This window comes from Caulobacter sp. GW822-FHT07D08 (genome assembly GCF_058798735.1).
On record NZ_JBXAKU010000018.1, the window covers coordinates 12334 to 29645 of the forward strand.

17 protein-coding genes are annotated in these 17312 nt (G+C 66.3%); 6 read left to right on the forward strand and 11 right to left on the reverse strand.

Annotated elements, in window-relative coordinates:
- Positions 1–59 precede the first annotated feature (59 nt).
- Both AC1RJ9_RS23320 and AC1RJ9_RS23325 read left to right on the forward strand, forming a co-directional pair.
- A complete protein-coding gene (locus AC1RJ9_RS23320; protein WP_492840466.1) occupies positions 60–371 on the forward strand; it encodes an autorepressor SdpR family transcription factor in 312 nt (103 codons plus the stop codon).
- 1304 nt (positions 372–1675) lie between these two features.
- The gene (locus tag AC1RJ9_RS23325; protein ID WP_492840464.1) at positions 1676–2032 is read left to right on the forward strand and encodes a Dps family protein; all 357 of its coding nucleotides are present in this window, start codon (positions 1676–1678) and stop codon (positions 2030–2032) included.
- A 25-nt stretch (positions 2033–2057) separates the two neighbouring features.
- On the opposite strand, the gene AC1RJ9_RS23330 is transcribed toward AC1RJ9_RS23325, so the two are convergent.
- Both AC1RJ9_RS23330 and AC1RJ9_RS23335 read right to left on the reverse strand, forming a co-directional pair.
- On the reverse strand, positions 2058–3356 hold the full coding sequence (locus tag AC1RJ9_RS23330) for a trypsin-like serine protease (protein WP_492840462.1): 1299 nt from the start codon (positions 3354–3356) through the stop codon (positions 2058–2060).
- Entirely contained in the window at positions 3353–4984 is a 1632-nt protein-coding gene (locus tag AC1RJ9_RS23335; protein WP_492840460.1) for a hypothetical protein, read from the reverse strand. The genes AC1RJ9_RS23330 and AC1RJ9_RS23335 overlap by 4 nt, the downstream gene beginning before the upstream one ends.
- Positions 4985–5227: 243 nt before the next feature.
- Here AC1RJ9_RS23335 and AC1RJ9_RS23340 point away from each other — a divergent pair, with 243 nt between their 5' ends.
- From AC1RJ9_RS23340 to AC1RJ9_RS23350, 3 genes are read left to right on the forward strand one after another with little or no spacing between them, the layout of a single operon-like run.
- Entirely contained in the window at positions 5228–6154 is a 927-nt protein-coding gene (locus AC1RJ9_RS23340; protein ID WP_492840458.1) for a hypothetical protein, read from the forward strand.
- 8 nt (positions 6155–6162) lie between these two features.
- A complete protein-coding gene (locus AC1RJ9_RS23345) occupies positions 6163–6702 on the forward strand; it encodes a hypothetical protein (RefSeq protein WP_492840456.1) in 540 nt (179 codons plus the stop codon).
- A gap of 8 nt (positions 6703–6710) precedes the next feature.
- Positions 6711–7439, forward strand: coding sequence for a hypothetical protein (locus tag AC1RJ9_RS23350; RefSeq protein ID WP_492840454.1), 729 nt, complete (start codon positions 6711–6713; stop codon positions 7437–7439).
- 177 nt (positions 7440–7616) lie between these two features.
- On the opposite strand, the gene AC1RJ9_RS23355 is transcribed toward AC1RJ9_RS23350, so the two are convergent.
- From AC1RJ9_RS23355 to AC1RJ9_RS23375, 5 genes are all read right to left on the reverse strand, one after another.
- Positions 7617–8522, reverse strand: a complete 906-nt coding sequence (locus AC1RJ9_RS23355) for a metallophosphoesterase family protein (RefSeq protein WP_492840452.1) — start codon at positions 8520–8522, stop codon at positions 7617–7619.
- Between the two features lie 71 nt (positions 8523–8593).
- On the reverse strand, positions 8594–11077 hold the full coding sequence (locus AC1RJ9_RS23360) for a TonB-dependent receptor (protein ID WP_492840450.1): 2484 nt from the start codon (positions 11075–11077) through the stop codon (positions 8594–8596).
- Positions 11078–11183: 106 nt separating this feature from the next.
- Entirely contained in the window at positions 11184–12161 is a 978-nt protein-coding gene (locus tag AC1RJ9_RS23365) for a FecR family protein (protein ID WP_492840448.1), read from the reverse strand.
- Entirely contained in the window at positions 12155–12634 is a 480-nt protein-coding gene (locus AC1RJ9_RS23370) for an RNA polymerase sigma factor (protein ID WP_492840446.1), read from the reverse strand. Before AC1RJ9_RS23370 ends, AC1RJ9_RS23365 begins: the two co-directional genes overlap by 7 nt.
- 375 nt (positions 12635–13009) lie before the next feature.
- Positions 13010–13234 (reverse strand): GNAT family N-acetyltransferase, encoded by a 225-nt coding sequence (locus AC1RJ9_RS23375; protein ID WP_492840444.1) that lies wholly within the window; start codon positions 13232–13234, stop codon positions 13010–13012.
- A 10-nt stretch (positions 13235–13244) separates the two neighbouring features.
- On the opposite strand from AC1RJ9_RS23375, the gene AC1RJ9_RS23380 reads away from it, so the two are divergent.
- Positions 13245–13394, forward strand: a complete 150-nt coding sequence (locus AC1RJ9_RS23380) for a hypothetical protein (RefSeq protein WP_492840442.1) — start codon at positions 13245–13247, stop codon at positions 13392–13394.
- A 274-nt stretch (positions 13395–13668) separates the two neighbouring features.
- Here the strand turns inward: AC1RJ9_RS23380 and AC1RJ9_RS23385 are convergent, their stop codons facing one another.
- The 4 genes from AC1RJ9_RS23385 to AC1RJ9_RS23400 form a co-directional block, all read right to left on the reverse strand.
- On the reverse strand, positions 13669–13905 hold the full coding sequence (locus AC1RJ9_RS23385) for a hypothetical protein (protein ID WP_492840440.1): 237 nt from the start codon (positions 13903–13905) through the stop codon (positions 13669–13671).
- A gap of 87 nt (positions 13906–13992) precedes the next feature.
- Positions 13993–15477 (reverse strand): amidohydrolase, encoded by a 1485-nt coding sequence (locus AC1RJ9_RS23390; RefSeq protein WP_492840438.1) that lies wholly within the window; start codon positions 15475–15477, stop codon positions 13993–13995.
- Positions 15478–15586: 109 nt separating this feature from the next.
- Positions 15587–16618: a FecR family protein gene (locus tag AC1RJ9_RS23395; RefSeq protein WP_492840436.1), complete on the reverse strand. Its 1032-nt coding sequence runs from the start codon at positions 16616–16618 to the stop codon at positions 15587–15589.
- A complete protein-coding gene (locus AC1RJ9_RS23400) occupies positions 16572–17147 on the reverse strand; it encodes an RNA polymerase sigma factor (RefSeq protein ID WP_492840434.1) in 576 nt (191 codons plus the stop codon). Before AC1RJ9_RS23400 ends, AC1RJ9_RS23395 begins: the two co-directional genes overlap by 47 nt.
- Positions 17148–17312 lie beyond the last annotated feature (165 nt).

A 17312-nucleotide genomic window follows, 5' to 3' on the forward strand; every position in this document is an offset into this window, starting at 1 on the left:
GCGTCGCTCCCTGAAAATTTCAGATAGACGATAATTTGCTAATTAGCTAAACATCAAATATGAACTCGATCTTCAAGGCGCTTTCGGACCCCACCCGCCGCCGGGTGCTGCAGTTGCTGCGTGAGCGGCCGATGACGGCCGGCGAACTGGCGGGGCACTTCTCGATCGCCAAGCCGACGCTGTCGGCGCACTTCGCCGTGCTGCGCGAGGCCGACTTGGTCGAGCCGGTCAAACAGGCCAACACCATCACCTATCACCTGAAGCTTTCGGTGCTCGAGGACGCGCTGCTGTCGTTCGCCGAGTCGCTGAGCATCGGAACCGGGGCCAGGGACGAGGTCTCCGACCGCGCCGCCAAAGGGGCCAAATCCTGAACCGTCGAACGCCAGGAGGCGTCGAATGAACAGATCGCTGAAGCTCGTCGCGCTGCTGATCGTGCTCGCCTCTTTCGCCCTCTCCATCGCCGCCCTGGCTTGGCGATGGCGAGAGGCCGGAGACGTCGCCGCGGTCTTCGCCGGGCCCAAGCCGTTCAGGCCGATGATCATCCTGGCCCTCCCCGCTGTCCTGGCGGGGCTGCTGGCCTTCACCGATCTCGGCCTCGCCCGTCAGGAGCCTCGCATCACCCGGGAGGGGCGATGGTTCGTGAGTTTCACCCTGCTCACCCACGTCGTGCTGCTGGTCGCGATCCAGGCATGGATGGTCGCGACCTATCTGGGTCCTGTTGGTCCCGATCATCACCAGCAGAATGCGCGGCGTTCCCTTGGCATGCAGGGCATATCCGTACTCGCCCATGACGTTGGGGTTTGGGATCAGCTTCTCGCCGGCCTGGGCGACGAAGGTCATGTCGGCCAGGAAAATATCGCAGAGGCGAATCTTCTTCAGGATGGTGTCGGTGATCGGCGGCGTACCCGGTTCGCCCTGAGTGTCGGAGTCGATGGTCAGCGCGATCTCGCCGCTGGCGTCGAGGATCGCCGCCGCTTCGTCTAAGGCCTTGCGGATGAAGTCGCGGCAGACATGCGTCGGCCGGTCCATCTGCCAGGAATAGAACAGGGTCAAGGGCAGCATCGGGATCAGGCGATCCTCTATCTCTTCTACCTCGGGAAGCCAAGCGTTGAAGTCTGCGCCGGAGGCGATCCAGCGGAATCCGAACGGCATGACCATCAGGACGGGCGCGCCGTCCGGCCTTGGCGCGGGGTCCCACAGGCCCAGGGCTTCGACCTCGGCGACCAAGCCATTGTAGGCGTCGGCCGTGTCCATGGCGACCACCAGGGGATCGAACCCGGCGGCCGCCATCGCCGCCGTCAAGTCGGCGGGTGCTTCCGCGCCTGCCGCGAGATAGAGCGCGACCACGCGCCCGCCCAGGCGGTTGTTGATCTGCTCTTGCCGCTCATAGGCGGCGTCCACTTGGGGGCCTGCCGCATTGCCCGAGATCGAGAACCGATTGTCTTCGGTCAGCTCGATGGTCCAAGGCATCGGATAGTTGGCGCTGAGCCGGCCAATGATCGTCCGCGCGGGCCGGAAGCTTCTGGCTGTCTGATCCCGGAACCGCTGCTGCAGCTGGAAGAAGAAGAGCGCGATCTGAAGCGCCTGTTCCAGCTGCTGAGGGCTCAGGACGACGACGTTGCCGCCGTTGCGGCGGCGCAGCCGCAGACCGAAGGCCAAGAACTTCCATTGGTAGGTGTCGGGCCCGCAGTTCCGCGACTACCACCTGTTGCTGGACGAGCAGGCCGGCGAGATCTTCGCCCGCACCGACGAGATCGCCGAGCGCGCGCGAAAGCTCGGCGCGTCGCCCCTGCGCTCGATCGGCGAGATTCATCGCCGTCAGCGTCTGGTCGACAACGACAAGGCCCGCGTCCCCGCCATCGCGATGCTGCGGGAACTGCACGGCGACAACTTGGCCATGGTCGCCGCCCTCAAGGAGTTGAAGGCCTTGGCGGACGCGGCCGGCGACAACGCCACTTCCGGCGCGCTGGACGCCTGGACCAACGAGGTCGAGCGCCGCGCCTGGTTCCTACAGGAGATCGCCCAGGACTAGGCGACGACGTGTTCATGGCGCGGCCTCAAGCACAGAAGGCCGCGCCGGCCGCGTTTTCACAGACGAAGGCGCGGTTGGCGGCGTTGGTCAGGTCCGTGATGAGCTGGCTGCCGGACCGGCAATCGGTATCGCCCGCGGCGACCAAGCCGACGAGCTTGAAGTTGCTCGAGGTGATCCCGTCCGGGGCGCCAGCGAAGATCGGCCCGCCAGAGTCTCCTCGACAGATGCCCGCGCCATCCGTCCTGCTGGCTTCCCAGGATAGGAGGCTGGGGGGCACTGGGGTCACCGCCACGCCGTTCATCAAGCGAATGGTCGTGACTTCCAGGGCGACGCCGTTGACTGGCATGGCGTCGGTCTCGCCCCAGCCGGCCGCGGTCATCACGACGGGCTTTGGCAGCCCACTGGCCTTGGCGGCGAAATTGCTGGCGTCCATGGGCTGGCTGAGCTGGATGACCGCTAGGTCGTTCTTCCAGACATCCCCGTTTCGGTCGAGCTGGCCATGGATCCTCGACGCCTTCACCGAATGGAAGCTGACCTTCGTGAACGGGCTTGGCTCGCCCGACCGCACGACCGTCTGGGTCCCGTTGGTAAATTGCGTGAGGACGATGATGTCGGTGTCCTTCGCTGGCGCTTCCGGCCCGACGACGCAGTGCGCGGCCGTCACCACCGTGCCGGGCGTGATCAGCAATCCCGAGCAATAAAGCTCCACGACGCCAGAGCCGTTGCGCTTGGCCAGGCCCACCACGTTCCTGAAGGCGCTTCGCGCCACCTTGTCGGTTTGGCGATTGAACGGATCGACTGGCCCCTCGTCCTTGGGGGGACGCGGCCGGTAGATATAGGGCGAGGTCTCCAGCGCCTTGCGTGCGCGATCGAGAAGCTGTTCGACGCCCGCGGGCTTGGCGAAGGCCTTCTGGCCTTGGACGTCGACGATGCGCGGCAAGGCCACGCTTCCCTGCAACTTGAGCCGCTCGCGAAGCCTGGCCAGGAAGGTGGGTTGCTCCTCGGCGAGTTGCCGCGCGGCCTCGACGGTCAGGACATCCCTGGCGGCCTCGTCGAGTTGCGTGGGAAACTCCGTCGCCTGGCCACCTTCCAGTTGGAGGCGCCTTAGCGCCACGGCGCTGCGATCCAGGACAGCCTGCCGATCCGCGGCGCCCATGCGCTCCAGCACCCGGCGGAGGTTGCCGTCGGGAAGGGCCGCATCGAGCCGGGGCGGCAACTTGCCATCGCCAGCCCGCGAGCCGTCGGCAGCGCGCGCTGGCGCGGACGCGACCACCAGCGCCAACAGCGCGACAGCCACGACCGGGCGAGGCCACCGGTCGATCATGGCGTCGTCGCGACCGCGCCGTTGCGCATCGTCTCCAGCTTCTTGCTTTCCTCCAGCAGCTTCTGTTGCTTCTGGATTTCCTGGATCTGGAAGTCGAGGTCGTCCAGGCGACGCTTCTGGTCACCGGTGACGTCGGCCTTGGCCGTCGCCAGCTTGGCCTGCAGGTCGACCACGTCGATCTGCTGCTGGATCTCGTCCTTCTCGGACTGCGACTTCGCGGCGGCCAGCTTGGCCTTCAAGTCTCGGCGCGCCCCGACGTAGTCGAGGTAGGACTGGCCGGCGGTCGCGAACGCGCCGCTTGCCCGCTCGGCCGGCGCGGTGGTGTCGAAGAACAGGCTCGTCACCGCGCCGTCGGGAGCCACGGTCAGCTTGATCGTGCTCTTGGAGAACGCCATCGACTTCAGCGGCAAGACGGAGACCTGTCCCCACTGCGGCACCGAGAAGAGCTTGCTCAACCGCTTGGTCCGGTCACCGCCGCACGAGCCGGCGCAGACCGCCATCAGCCCCATGGCGGGCGTGCGAAGCCAGATCCCGTCCGTGGACTTGCCCGCCAGGTCGAGCTTCTTGGCCGCGAGCCCGCTATCGACGGAATCCTGCTTCGCGGACTGCAGGTCGAAGGTCACCGTAGCGACGAGGTCAGGGGCGCCGTTGACGCCCAGGTCGTCCAGAGCGGCCTTCGGGTAGATGATCGAGAACGACTTGGCGAACTCGTATTCGTTTGGCACGAAATTCGTGGACGCATTGAACGTGAGGTCGCGCAGGACGATGGCCGCGACCCGCGCCTGCAGGCTCGTGGTCGGGGCGCTCGCGGGGAAGGCGTCTAGCTTGGCTTGGGCGGCAATAGCCCTTTGCACGGCGTCGGCAAGTTGCGCGTTGGCCCGGGCGAGGTCCTCCACGCCTGCGGTCTCCTTGGCCGCCTTCACGCCCGCCCTGGCGTCCACCACCGCCTTCTCGGCGTTGGAGGCGGCGGCCGACAGCTTTGACTTGGCCTCGGTGGCTTCCGAAGCCGCGTCCATCTGCAAGTTCAGTTTCCGGACCGAGACCAGAGCGTCGGTGAACTTGTCGCCGCACGCGGTGCGAACCTTGGCGATGATCGGGTCGTCGTGCGCCGGCTTGCCATCGAGGTCGCTGATGGAGACGTTCTTGTTGGCCGGCGCTTTGCCCCCCGAGAAAAGCCCCGTCCCCGTCATGCCCAGCGCGATCTTCAAGGCGCCTGAGACGACATTCGTGGCCGTCTCGGCGGTCCTGTCGTCGGCCGTGGCGTTGATCGCCTTCAAGGTCCCGTTTTCGTATTCGGTGATCTCGAAGTTGAGGGCCTTCAAGGCCCGGCCATTTAGGCCATCGTAGATCGAGAAGGCCCGGCGCCGATCCGCCAGGAGCTGGGCCGCCACGACGGGCTCCACCTCCCAGCTCATCACCGGCTTGCCGGCGGGGTCGGCCGCGCAGTTGGTGACGACATACTTCACGTCGATGTCGAAGCTACGGACCGGCAGGTAGTAGACCAGGCCCGTCGTTGGCTCGGCCGGTTCAACGCTCTTGGTCTTCACCGTGGCGCACCCAGAAAGGCCCAGTAGCAAGGCTACCGGCAGCAGATGGCACGCGCGATCGCCGCGCTTGATCGTCTTCATGGAAAGCCCCCGCCTCACGTCCCGGCGCCATCCGGGAATTGCGGGATCAGAAAATACAGACTATACGAGCATTATCAACCATAGTTCAGCGAACATCGTTACGATAAGTTCGCTGTAGTGTCGCCCCTGGCCTCAAACTGGATAGCTGCGTCTCTTGCCGGCATTGTCGGCCTTTTTCGAAGATCCTTGGCCTGGACCGGGACCGGGGCGGTTAAGTTGCGGCCACGACGCGGGGGCGCCCACATGGCGATGCAAGCTACCAGGCGGCGCGTACTCGCCGGATCGATCGCGGCGGTCCCATGCCTGTTCTTGGGCCCCGCCGTGGCCAGGGCCGAGCCCGTCACGCTTGTCGCCTCGGCCTCCTTCGTGGCGCTGGCCCTTGCGGAGGGGGCCGTCAGCTATGTCGGTGGCAGGGCGATGGCGTCGATCCTGGGCGACCCGGCGACCGTGGACGTCAAGCGATGGATCGAGAGCGCCGTCCAGGAACTCGAGGCCTATTTCCGCGCGGAGTTGAAGCAACAGCTTGAACAGCTGGTCGTGGACCAGCTCAGGGCGAGCGCCGAGGGCGTCGTGGCGAATCTCTACGAGTACGCCTCGCTTTCCGCCGCCTCGCGAAAAGCCAATCGTTTCCTCCTGGAGCACGCCGACACCAAGACGGCGGAACTCCTCTCCATGTCCCTGAGGCAAGACGCGGCGACCTTCATATCGCTGTCGGCCATGTCGTATCGGCTGATGACCCTGTACAGCCTGTTCCTGCTCGACAAGGACAGGGGCCATGTCCTCTCCCTCAAGCCGATGATGGATCGCTTCGTCCTCGACATCTCCAGCTATCGCAACAGGGCCGGACACCTGCTTTCGACGGAAGTCCGGGTCGGTGGCGCCTGTGACCTGATAGGTGGCGAGGAAGGCTTCAAGGGCAGCTATGTCCGCTGCCAGGTCAAGCTGGATGGCCAGCCCTACAAGTTGGTCACCGGGCCCGACTTCGATCGGGCCGACGCCAAGGTCAAGCCTGTACGCGACGCACTGGCCGCGACCGTGGCGGCGCAGCAGGCCGAGTTCCTCGCCAAGATCGACAAGCCGCTGCGCTCGACGATCGCGGCCTACGACGCGATGTGCCGCAAGGCGAAATCCAGCTATGCCGCGCCCCGCGAGGCGGGGATCGCCGCCTAGCCCTAGGCTTGGCCGGCCAGGTATCGGGCGACCGCACCAAGACAGTCGGTACTGATCCGTCAGGCAACCACTACACGGGCGCCGAGATGTTGACCCTGATGGACAACATGGACTTCAAGATCGTCGCCCAGGCCTCAAATCCGAACAACACGGCGCAAGCCTCCACGACGTTTTCTTCAACATCCCTTTCCGAAAAGGGACATGTGGAAATCGTCGGCAGCATGCTGGTCGGCGCTGATCAGGCCAATATCGACTTCACCGTCGCCCACGAAATTGCGCATGCCTTGCCCGCGGGCCACCAGATGGCCGACTATACTTCACAGGCCTTCTTCGATAACGGCGGGCAGCAGTACACCGTGCTCAATCCGGCAACGGGTCAATATGAAGCGACGCCGCGGTATTACACTGCCTTCGACGCCTCGCAGTACAAAATCATGAACGAGTCTTGGGCCAACACTGTCGGCAGGATGATCTCGTCCTTTGACGGCATGGGCTGGTATCACGACGGTGGGACCAACGTGCCCGCCTACGGTTATTGGCACTTTTAGAGAAGCCGATGCGCTCCATCGGCCATTTGGGATCTGAGTGCATGTCGAACCATCAGCTTTTCCGCCGCGCCGTGGCGCTGTCACTCGCCCTCACCGCCATCACTGGCGGTGGAACGGCTTGGTCGCGTGACCTGGGGCCCAGCGAGCGACAGGTCTACGTCTTCGCGAGCAGCAGCGCCGACGGCGGGGCGTTCTATCGGCTGGATGTAGCGGCCAAGCGGCAGGTCCTAGCGCCGACGATCGACGGGCGGGCCACGGCCTCATACCCCCTTGTGGATTGTGGGAGCGCCGATTGGTACTGCGTGACGAGCGACCGTCATGGCCTAGCCTTCATCGCGCCGCGCCTCTGCGCCGATCCTAGGGCGTCGCCGCAAGTTGGCGACGTTTGGCGTTACGCCGGGCAAAAGCTCGTCGTCCTGCAGCGCCGCGATCCCGAAAAAAGACCGTCGGGCGAGCGTGGCGGCGCGCCGCAGATCGCCGCGGACGCCGATATCTCCAGCATGCTCTTGCTCGGCAACCCGTCGCGCCCCGACACGGTCTACGAATATGCCTTATCGCGCGGGATCGTCGGCGTGTTCTTGCGTCGCAGTCCGCGCGGGCCGTCGCCTTATGAAGAAGCGCGCGCCGGACGCCTCAGTCGCACCGCAGAGCCGGAGCGAGCCGCCATCTACCGCTGGCTTCTACCGGTCGCTCCGTTGGTTCCAACCGATCTGGCTCGTTGTCGCGCCGCTCAGTAGCTCGGAGCGCGCCTCGCCACCGACGGCGCAGTAAACGCCACTAGCGCCCGTCTAGGAAAGGGCGCCGCAGGCGTTCCAGGCCGAGTGCCGAATGTCCAGTACGTGGAGTCGCGCCAATGTCTGCAGCTGGCGCCTTTCAGCCGCGACGAGGGCGAACCCGTAGCGGCGGCTTTCGCGTCAAAGGGGCACATCGCGTCGGCGTGGGGGCGTGAAGCCATAGGTTCTGAATTGGGTATTGAGACGACCGTTGGCGATGGTCACCTCCAGATAGCCCTCGGGCGTGCCCAAGAAGCTGCCGCGCCAGTCCGCGCCAGCGACCGCGCCGCTGGAGATATAGCGCACCCCGGCGACCTCGACGGTCTCGTATACGTGGCCATGGCCCTGCAGCACCCCCAGCACATTGCGGTTTTGGAACAGTCGCATCACCTCACGGCCGTTCATCACCCGCGTCCAGTCATAGGGCGAGGCCGCCCAGTCTTCGGGCTCGTAGCACTCCAGCGCGGTCACCAACGGGATGTGCGTCAGGACCACCACCGGATCCGAGGGCGAAAGGATCGCGAACTCGCCACGTAGCCATGTCAGCTGCTCGGCGTCGATACGGCCCTCGTAGTTGCGGCCCTTGAAGCCGATCGAGTCCAGGACAAGGAACCGCACGCCCTTGTGGTGGAAGCCGTAATAGGTCGGCCCGAACTGGTCGGTGAAGTAGCGCTTGCCGTAGCCGGGCGCGGACGGGTCCACCCCGCTCTTCTCGAACAGCCCGAAACAGTCGTGGTTGCCCAGGACGTGACGGACGGGCTTACCCAGCAGGCGCTCGGACTCGCGATAGAGCGCCATCTGGGCGTCGGCGCGGGCGCGTCCCACTTCCATGGCGTCGAACACATGGTCGCCGCCATGCACCACGAAATCGGCGTCGCTGGCCGCCACCTGGGCAAAGCAGCGACGCACGCCCTCGACCGCCCCGTCCTCGGGCTGGATGTGCGTGTCGCTGAGGAACACGAACTTGAAATCCCCTGTCTTGGCCTGGGCGGTAGCGGCGCAACTGGCGGAGACCAGCGCTCCGCAAAGCAGGGATCGACGGTTCATGGCGGTCTCGATCATTATCTCGCTCGAAAGGCGCCGCCGCCGAGGAGGACCTCGGCGGCGATCGGTCCAGACTAGAAGCTGACCCGCACGGTGGCGAACACCTGGCGCGGCGCGCCTTGCTGCAGCGTCGTGTACGAGCCCGTGGGGTCGGCATTGACGAAACCGCTGGTGCCGACCGACGAGTAGTAGCGCTTGTCGAACAGGTTGGTGACGTTCAGCAGCACCTCGACACGCGTCCGAGGGACGCGATAGCCGGCGGCCAGATCGAACACGGTCGAGCTCTTGACCGGCGAGTCGTTCAGGTAGGTGTAGAAGCGCTCGCCTTGATAGTGGGCCGTGATCTTCGACCAGACCGCGCCGTTGTCATAGGCCAGTTCGGCGCCGCCGACGGTCTTCGGGGCGGCCACGACGCGCTTGCCCTTCGTCGCGATCGCCGCGCCGCCGAGCGGCGTGACGTCGTTGTCATACTTGGCGTCGTTGTAGGCGAAGCTGCCGAACAGCGACCAGTCGGGCGCGAAGCGCCAATTAATCGCCGTCTCCACGCCGCGCGAGGTCACGCCGCCGACATTCTGCAGGACGTTCTGGTTGCCGACGATCGTGGCGCTGATCGAGGTGGCCAGCAGGCGGTTCTGGAAGGCGACGTCATAGGCGGTCACGGAGGCTTGCAGCCCGTCCCCGGAATAGCGATAGCCGGCCTCCAGGGTGCGGGTCTTCTCGGGCTTCAGGTCCTTGCGGATGTAGTCGAAGCCAGCCTGGGTGGTCGAGAAGGGGCCGCTGGACGCGGAGGCCACGAAGGCGGCCATGTTGCGCGTGAAGCCGGCGAAAACCTCGTTGCGCTCGTCGAGGCGGTAGAGGATCCCGGCCGAGGGCAAGAAGTAGTCCTTGGCCTTGATCGCGCCGTTGATCGGCGTTTTGCTGGTGATCGTCTTGGCTTCGTTGGTGACGTTCAGCGCCTTGAAGCCGGCGTTGACCTTCAGGTCGTCGGTGACCGACCAAGTGTCACCGACATGGAACTGGTAGGTCTTGGTGGTGAAGCGATAGTCCCAGCGCGTGCGGAAGGGATTGTCGTAGAAGCGCTGGAAATTGGTCGGAGCAACGCCCTTGGTCAGGCCATAGAGATAGGCGGCTTGGTGAAAGTCGTTGTCCTCGTACCAGACGCCGGCATCCAACTTGTGATCGCCCAAGGTGTAGCTCAGGCGGCTGATCAGGCCGGCGCGGTCGATGTCGTAGCGCAGCGCTGAAACCGAGACCGACGATCCGCCATACGCCTCGGGTGTCGCATCGTAGGGGCTCGCATAGGTGCCGATGCCGTGATCGCGGTGATAGTAGGCGGTCGTCGAACCCGACAGCGACGGCGTCAGGTCGTAGTCGAGCCGTTCATAGACCAGGGTGTCCTGCCGCACGCCGCCGCCGTTGTAGTAGACGTCGTCAGCGTTGAGATACGGCTTAGGAACGGCGGCGCCAGTCTGCAGGGCGGTGGCGAGCGTTTCGGCCAGGGCGAAGTTGTCGCTAATGGTGTCGACGTTCCAGCCCAGCCGATTGACCAGGGCAAAGGACACGTCAGCATAATCGTCCTCGCGGCGGTCGGCATAGTCGACGAAGGTGGTCGAATGCACGGCTTCGCCCAGCGGCTGGACGAACTTCACATTGATCTGCTTGATGTTTTGCTCGCCAGCGGCCTTCCACTTCTTGGTGTCCTGCCGTGCATAGCCCGCGTAGAGGCTGCCGCCGCCAGGCAATTTGCCCGTGTTAAGCCGGGCGAACCCACGCCAGGTGCCCCCGCTGCCGTAGGTGCCGGCCATATCGACGCCGAACGTACCGGTCGGGTCGATGGAGGTAAAATCGATCGTGCCGCCGATATTGCTGGTCGAGGCCGTGCCAAGGGCGCCGCCGCCCTGTGAAAGCGAGGTGGCGCCGTTGTTCTCGGTCAGCAGCGCGCGGCCGATGCTCAGGCCGTTGTTGTTGCGGTACTGCATGTTGCCCAGTGGCAGACCGTCCAGGGTGTAGCCCATCTGGTCGGTGGTGAACGAGCGGATGGTCACCTGCTGGGCCCATTCATAGGCGCCGAACGGGTCGGATGATGTGAAGTTGACGCCCGGCAGCTTGTTCAGCGCCGCGAGAGGTGAAGTGCCCGGGGCCAGCTTGTTCAGTTCGGCCTTCGAGAGCGTCTGCATCTGGCGCGTGCGTCCGCGGCCTAGCACGACCACGACCTCGTCGACCGCCGCGATCTCAGCCTGCGCGGGTTGGGCGGGAGCCTCGACGAGCAGATAGGAGCCGCCCGGCGTCGTTTGGACGTCCAGCCCCGACCCGACGAGCAGTCGGCGCAGTGCGGCGTCGGCGGTGAAGCGACCTTTGAGGGGCTCGGCGGCCTTGCCGCTGACCTGCTCGGGGCGGAAAACCACATTGACCTGGGTCTGACGGCCGACGGCAGTCAGCGAACGCTCGAGAGACTGGCCGGGCAGGTTGAAGGCGTACTGGGCCTGGGCTTGGGCCGCTCCGGCGGCCATCACTACCGAGACGGCCGCGCTTGCGAAAGCGGCGTGTTTGAAAGGCATCTGGATCCCCTGAAGACTGGCGAGGATCCTGCGGGACCCTCACAAGGGAAACGAAGCCTTCGCGCCGATCCGACATGAAGATTTCATGACGTGCCGGCGGCCGGGCCTATCGCCGCAGGTCCAGGCCATCCTCCCGGCGCACGACCCTGAGCCCGTGGAGCTGGGCCGCGGCGGCGGCGAACTCGGCGGCCTGGTTGGTCGCAAAGACGCCGGAAATCCTCAGGTCCGAGACATCGGCGTTGACCGTGACCTTGATAGGTCCATAGCGATTCATCTCGTTGGCGGCTTCGGCCAAGGTGGCGCCTTCGAAGATCACTTCGCCTTGCTCCCAGGCGGTCACGATCTCGATCGGGGGCGTGTCGAGCTGGGGTTGCGCCTGCGGCGCCACCTGCAGCCGCTGGCCTGGGGTCAGGATCGCCAACACCCGCTTGGCGCCACGCGGGTCCGCGCCCCGGCCAGAGACCTCCACCTTACCGCGCACAAGAGTCACCGAGACTCGATCGCCCTGCCGTCGCACCACGAAGGCCGTGCCCAGAGCACGCACTTCCGTCGTCCCGGCCATGACGACGAACGGGTGGGCCGGATCGTGAGCGACGTCGAACGCCGCCTCCCCGCGATCGAGGCGGATCCGGCGCTCGGTCGCCGAATAGATCACCTTGGCGCGGCTGTCGGTGTTGAGTGTCAAGCGTGAGCCGTCCGCCAAGGTCATGGCGCGATGCTGCCCCTCGTCGGTGACATAGACCGGCCCGCCCTTGATCGAGATGACCCCGACGGCCGCCAGCACGCAGGCCGCCAGCCCCAGTCCGATCAGCGCGGGTCGGATCGCCGAGCGGCGATGGGCGGAACCTCGGCTCGAGCGCACGGGCGCTGAGCGCCGTGGCGACATCAGCGCCACCGCGCCGGGCAGGAACTCCCAGGTTTCGGTGACCTGCTGGAAGGCGACCCGGTGCTCGGGATCCAGCGCCAGCCAGTCCTGCAGGGCCTGGCGGCTCTCCTCCACGCCGGTCTCGCGCTGGATGCGCGTCAACCAGACGGCGGCTTCCGCCCGAACGCGGTCGCGGCGCGATGCATTCGGTGTCACCATTGGTCCATCCACTTCGTCAGCTCAAGGGTCGCGCGCGCGACGTGCTTTTCCACCGCCGCGACGCTCATGCCCTCCTTCTCCGCGATCCGGGCGTAGCTGAGTCCGTCTATCCGGCGCGCCAGCAGAAGTCTGCGCGTACGTTCGGGCAAGCGTTCCAGTCCCTTGGCCGCGTGACGAAGCTTGGAGCGCGCGCGGAGAATCTCATCCGGAGCCGGCGTTTCATCGGCGATCAGCTGCGCGGCGTCGTCGAGGTCGATGAAGGGCGCGGCCCGCCGGCGCCGCGCCGCGTCGATCGACAAGTTCACCGCGGCCACCACGACGCGGCCTTCGGTGACGGGGCCCCCCTCACGCCGCCCGAACGCCTCGACCCGCAAGAAGGCTTCTTGGACAAGATCCTCGGCGTCCTGCGCCAGGACGCCGCGTCGGATGACCGCTCCGCGGGCCTTACGCAAAATTTGCTTCAACCCATTCATGGCCAGCCTTCGAACGCGCCCATCTCCGTAGACGAAGGGGGGTGTCAAATCCGACATTTCGGCCCCAGTTTTGTGACGCTGACGTCCGCAAGGGCGTGGCGGCCCTTGCCCTGCTCGACGCGGAGAGGTCGAACAGCACCTCAATTGTTTCCCGCGCGATGTCGGCGGGTTGCTCGGTCATGGCCAGCTGCACCGAGACTATCCAGCTGAGCAAGTCGGTGTGTTGGGCCGAGAGCTGATTTCCTCGCGCGAGATTGCTTGTCGTTGGCGCGTGTCTCCGACTATGCGCGATCGCCTGCCTGCCACGTACGACCAGAAGCAAGCCAGGTTCCTCTCTCCAATCGGGACGGCGGCCGTTTCAACGTCGGGCCTGTATCACATGGACCGGCTCGCGCCCGGGACGCCCCACCACATCCGGATGTGGGTGGGGAAGGGGCAGGGCGCCGCCTCGAAGCCAATCCGCGTATAGAGGCGTCGGGCGCCGTGATTGGTCTTCTCGACATACAGGGTCAAGGCGTCAGCGCCCGCCTCGACGGCGGCCTCCTGGACCGCCTGGATCAGGGCGCCGCCGACGCCCGCGCCGCGCGCCTTGCTCAGCAAGCACAGATCGATGGCTTTCCATTCGCGTTCGCTACGATCGAGATACACCGTCACCGGCGACGCGGGCACGCGCGGCTACCTGGAAGGCCACCCCTCGCTGAAGGGCCGCGTCGCGTTCCTGCGCGCCGAGCCGGGTGAGGACCATGCCGCGCGCTACTAGCGGTCTCAAGGTCACCCCAGATTCGGGACCTTTTCATCGGTGCCGGCCCGAGGCCCGGATCAAATCCTGTCAGGGGTGCTCCGCCGGTCGGTCTGGCTCGACCTCATCGGAGGAAGGCGGCTCAACGGTCGGTGGCGGATCGTCTGCTGGCCGATCCGGTGTCGCGGTGGCCGGCCGCTCAGCTTCGAGCGCCACTTTCAGCCCCGCCAGACGCTCGCGAAGCGCTTCATAGGGCTGGACGAGCGCCAGGAGGTCGTCGTCTAGGCGGCGACGGTCACGCGGCCTCGGACCGCGCGGTATCGAAGTTCGGCGGCGTTGTCTGTATCCGCCGCGCCAGTCGCGCCTGGATCCGCTCCCAGGTCTTGAGCTTGATCGGCTCACCCTTGCGCAGCTTGGTCCAGGTCGTCTCGCTGATCCCATAGACGTCGGTGAGATGTTCGCGCGTGATCGCCGGCAGGGCGGACTTGAGGGCTTCGAAGCGCTCGAGGCTGATGGTGATGGTCTGGATCACGTCGAACTCCAATGGACGTCGAAGGGGGCGCGGCCGGCGCCTGGGAGGTCGGCGCCGGCCGCTGACGATCGCTGGGGGGAGCGATCGTTATTCGCGTCCCGCCGAGGCGGGCTTGCGGTAGTCCAGCGCCGGCGGACGGTCGCCCAGCATGGCCTTGTAGGCGAAGTTGGGACCGCGACGCTGGTCCAGCTCGGCCTTGGCCTTCTTGACCACGTCGGGGTTGGAGAAGAGATCCGCGCCCGTCAGGGCCAGGGTCTTGGCGGCGTTGACGGCGCCCTTGACGCCGATCGACGAGCCGGCGGCGGCCACGTTCTGCCAGCTATGGCCAGCCGAGCCCGGAACGAAGGTGGCGGTGCCCAGGCCGACGGTCGGCGTCACCCAGCTGATGTCCGAAACGTCGGTCGAGCCGCCGCCGCCTTCCAGTTCGATCTTGTACGGCTCGATCGTCTTGACTGTGTCGATCGACGGCGCGCCCGGCAGGCTCTCCTGCATCTTCTTGGCGAAGGCCTGCTCCTCGGGCGTCCAGGTGATGCCGCCGACCTTGCGCAGGTTGGCGTCCATCACGCGACCCAGGGTGTCGTTGGGCAACAGGGCGTAGACGCCGCCGGTGATTTCCTTGTCGACCGTCGTGCCGGTGGCCAAGGCGGCGCCGTCGGCGGCCTTCTCGACCCGCGACCAGACGTCCTTGACGACGGCCGGATCGGGGTGACGGACGTAGTAATAGACCTCGGCGAAGTCCGGCACGACGTTGGGCGCGCTGCCGCCGGCGGTGATCACATAGTGGATGCGCGTCTTGTCGGGGGTGTGCTCGCGCAGGAAGTTGGTGGCGACATCCATGACCTCGACGCCGTCCAGCGCCGAACGGCCCTTCTCGGGCGCGCCGGCGGCGTGCGCCGAGATACCGTGGAAGCGGAACTTGCCGCTGATATTGGCCATCGACACGCCCTGGACGGCCGAGTTCGCATTGGCCGGGTGCCAGTGCAGCGTGGCGTCGACGTCGTTGAACAGGCCGTCGCGGACCAGATAGACCTTGCCCGAGCCGCCCTCTTCGGCGGGCGTGCCGAACACGCGCAGCTCGCCCTTGATGTTGTTCTTGACCATCCAGTCCTTGATGGCGACGGCGGCGCCGACCGAGGCGGCGCCGAACAGGTTATGGCCGCAGCCATGGCCGGCGATCTGGCCGGGGATGCCGGTCTTCACGGGAGTGGCCGTCTGGGCCAGGCCGGGCAGGGCGTCGAACTCGGCGAGGATGGCGATGACCGGGCCAGCGCCGTTCTTGAAGCTGGCCACGAAGGCGGTCGGTTCGCCCGCGACGCCAGCCTTCACGTCGAAGCCGGCGGTCTTCAGCTGGCCTTGCAGCAGGGTCGAGCTCTTGACCTCCTGATAGCCGACCTCGGCGAAGCCCCAGATCTTCAGGGCCGCGTCCTGGATCTGCGGGGCGTCGGCGTCGACGGCCTTCAGAATCTGAGCGCGCGCGGCGTCGTTGAGCGGCGCGGCGTGGGCCTGGGTCGCGAGCACGCTCGTCGCCATGCTGGCGGACAGAAGGGCGAGCTTCAGAGCGGAAAGCTTCATGGAACGGTTTCCCCGGGTGGCGAAGGACGACGCCAGACGGGCGCCCATCTATACGACGTAGGGCGAAGCGCGCCCCTCACCTGGAGTGTGAAAAATTTGTCGCCGCGCGTCAGGCGCGGGGGCGCACCAGTTCGACCCGGTCATCATCGGCGCGGCCGACGTCGGCCAGGCCGTAGGTCTTGAGCGCGGCCACGAACGCGTCGATCTGGCCGGTCTTGAAGACGCCGCTGACCGGGGTGGCGCCCAGGGCCGGATCGGCCAGCGCCAGCTTGCGCTCGGAGAAGCGGTTCATCTCGGCGACGACGGCCGACAGCGGCTCGCCATCGAACACCAGCCGCCCCTTCAGCCAGGCGGATTCCTTGGCGGTGTCGACCGCTGAGATCAGCCAGTCGGCGGGATCGGCGGCCACGAAGCGCGAGCCGGCCGACATCTCGACGCGGCGTTCGCCCCCATGTCCATTGGCGGGCGCGTCGGCGGCGATGCGCACCCGGCCCTCGACCAGCGTCACCGACAGCTTGCCCGGCTCCATGCGCACGTCGAAGGCCGTGCCGACGGCCGTCACGCGCTTGTCGCCGGCCGCGACCACGAAGGGGCGCGAGGGATCCTTGGCGACCTGGAAGAAGGCCTGGCCGCGCAGCAGCGTCAGCCGGCGCTCCTCGGCCCAATGGTTCACCCGCACGGCGGAGTCGGTGCTGAGCGTCACCACCGAGCTGTCGGCGAGACGGAAGGTCGAGCGCTCGCCCACCGCCGTGCTGAACACCGGTTCGTCGGCCGGCGGGACGCGTGCGGTCTCTCCGCTCAGCCAGCGCTTGCCGAAGATGCCGCCGCCGACAGCGGCGACCAGGCCGGCGGCCGCCAGGCCCAGGGCGCGGCGATCCAGATGCGGACGCTTGTCGCCGGCGTTCAGCGCATCGGCGCGCAGGGCCGCGAACGCCGGATCGCTCTCGAGAGCGGCGACGCCGTTCCAGGTCCGGTTGAGATCTTCCCACGCGACGGCGTTGCGGGCGTCGGCCTTCAGCCAACGCTCGAATTCCCGCCGGTCGCGCGGCGGCACGTCATCGCCTTGCAGTCGCGCGAACCAGAGGGCGGCCGCGCTATCCGGGTCGTCGTGTATCTCTTTGCCCGACGTGGTCGACGTCATCCTGGTCTCGCAGACGCTCGTGCAGGTGACGCAGCGCCTTCATCACATGTTTCTCGACAGCGCTGACGGAGACCCCCAGGCGCTGGGCGACGAGCTTGTAGCTCATCTCCTCGAAGCGCACGAGAATGAAAACCCGTCGCGTGCGTTCCGGCAGCTCGTTGAGGGCCGCCATGGCGCGCGCCATCTGCTCACGTCCCTGTAAGACGCGCTCGGGCGAGACTTCATCAACGGGATGATGAATTTCTTGCAGTTCGCAGTGATCGGACCGTCGGCGTGTGCGATCGCGACGTCCGCGATCGATCAGGACATTGGCGGCGACCTCGAAGAGATAGCCCTCGACATTGGTCACGACGGCGCCCGGCTGGCGTTTCTGGATGCGGAGAAGAACCTCCTGCACCAGATCCTCGACGTCGTTGGCGTTCGCGCGACGGGAGAAGAAGGCGCGGAGCGCTGGCGTGAAGCGCGCGCCGCTATCCGACAGGTCGCGGATCCGCTCGGGAGCCTTGGACGGCTCGCGGCCCCAGATCATTGTTTTCGCCCCGACATGACGGTCAGGTGAAATCGCGCTCTCGCCCGTGTCAAGAGAGGTTCCCCGCATGAGACCGCGAGGACGCAACCTTTGACTGGTTGCCTATTGGCTATGCAATACGCGATCTTACGCCGTCAGGATGCGCCGCGAAGTACGGCGCGCCGG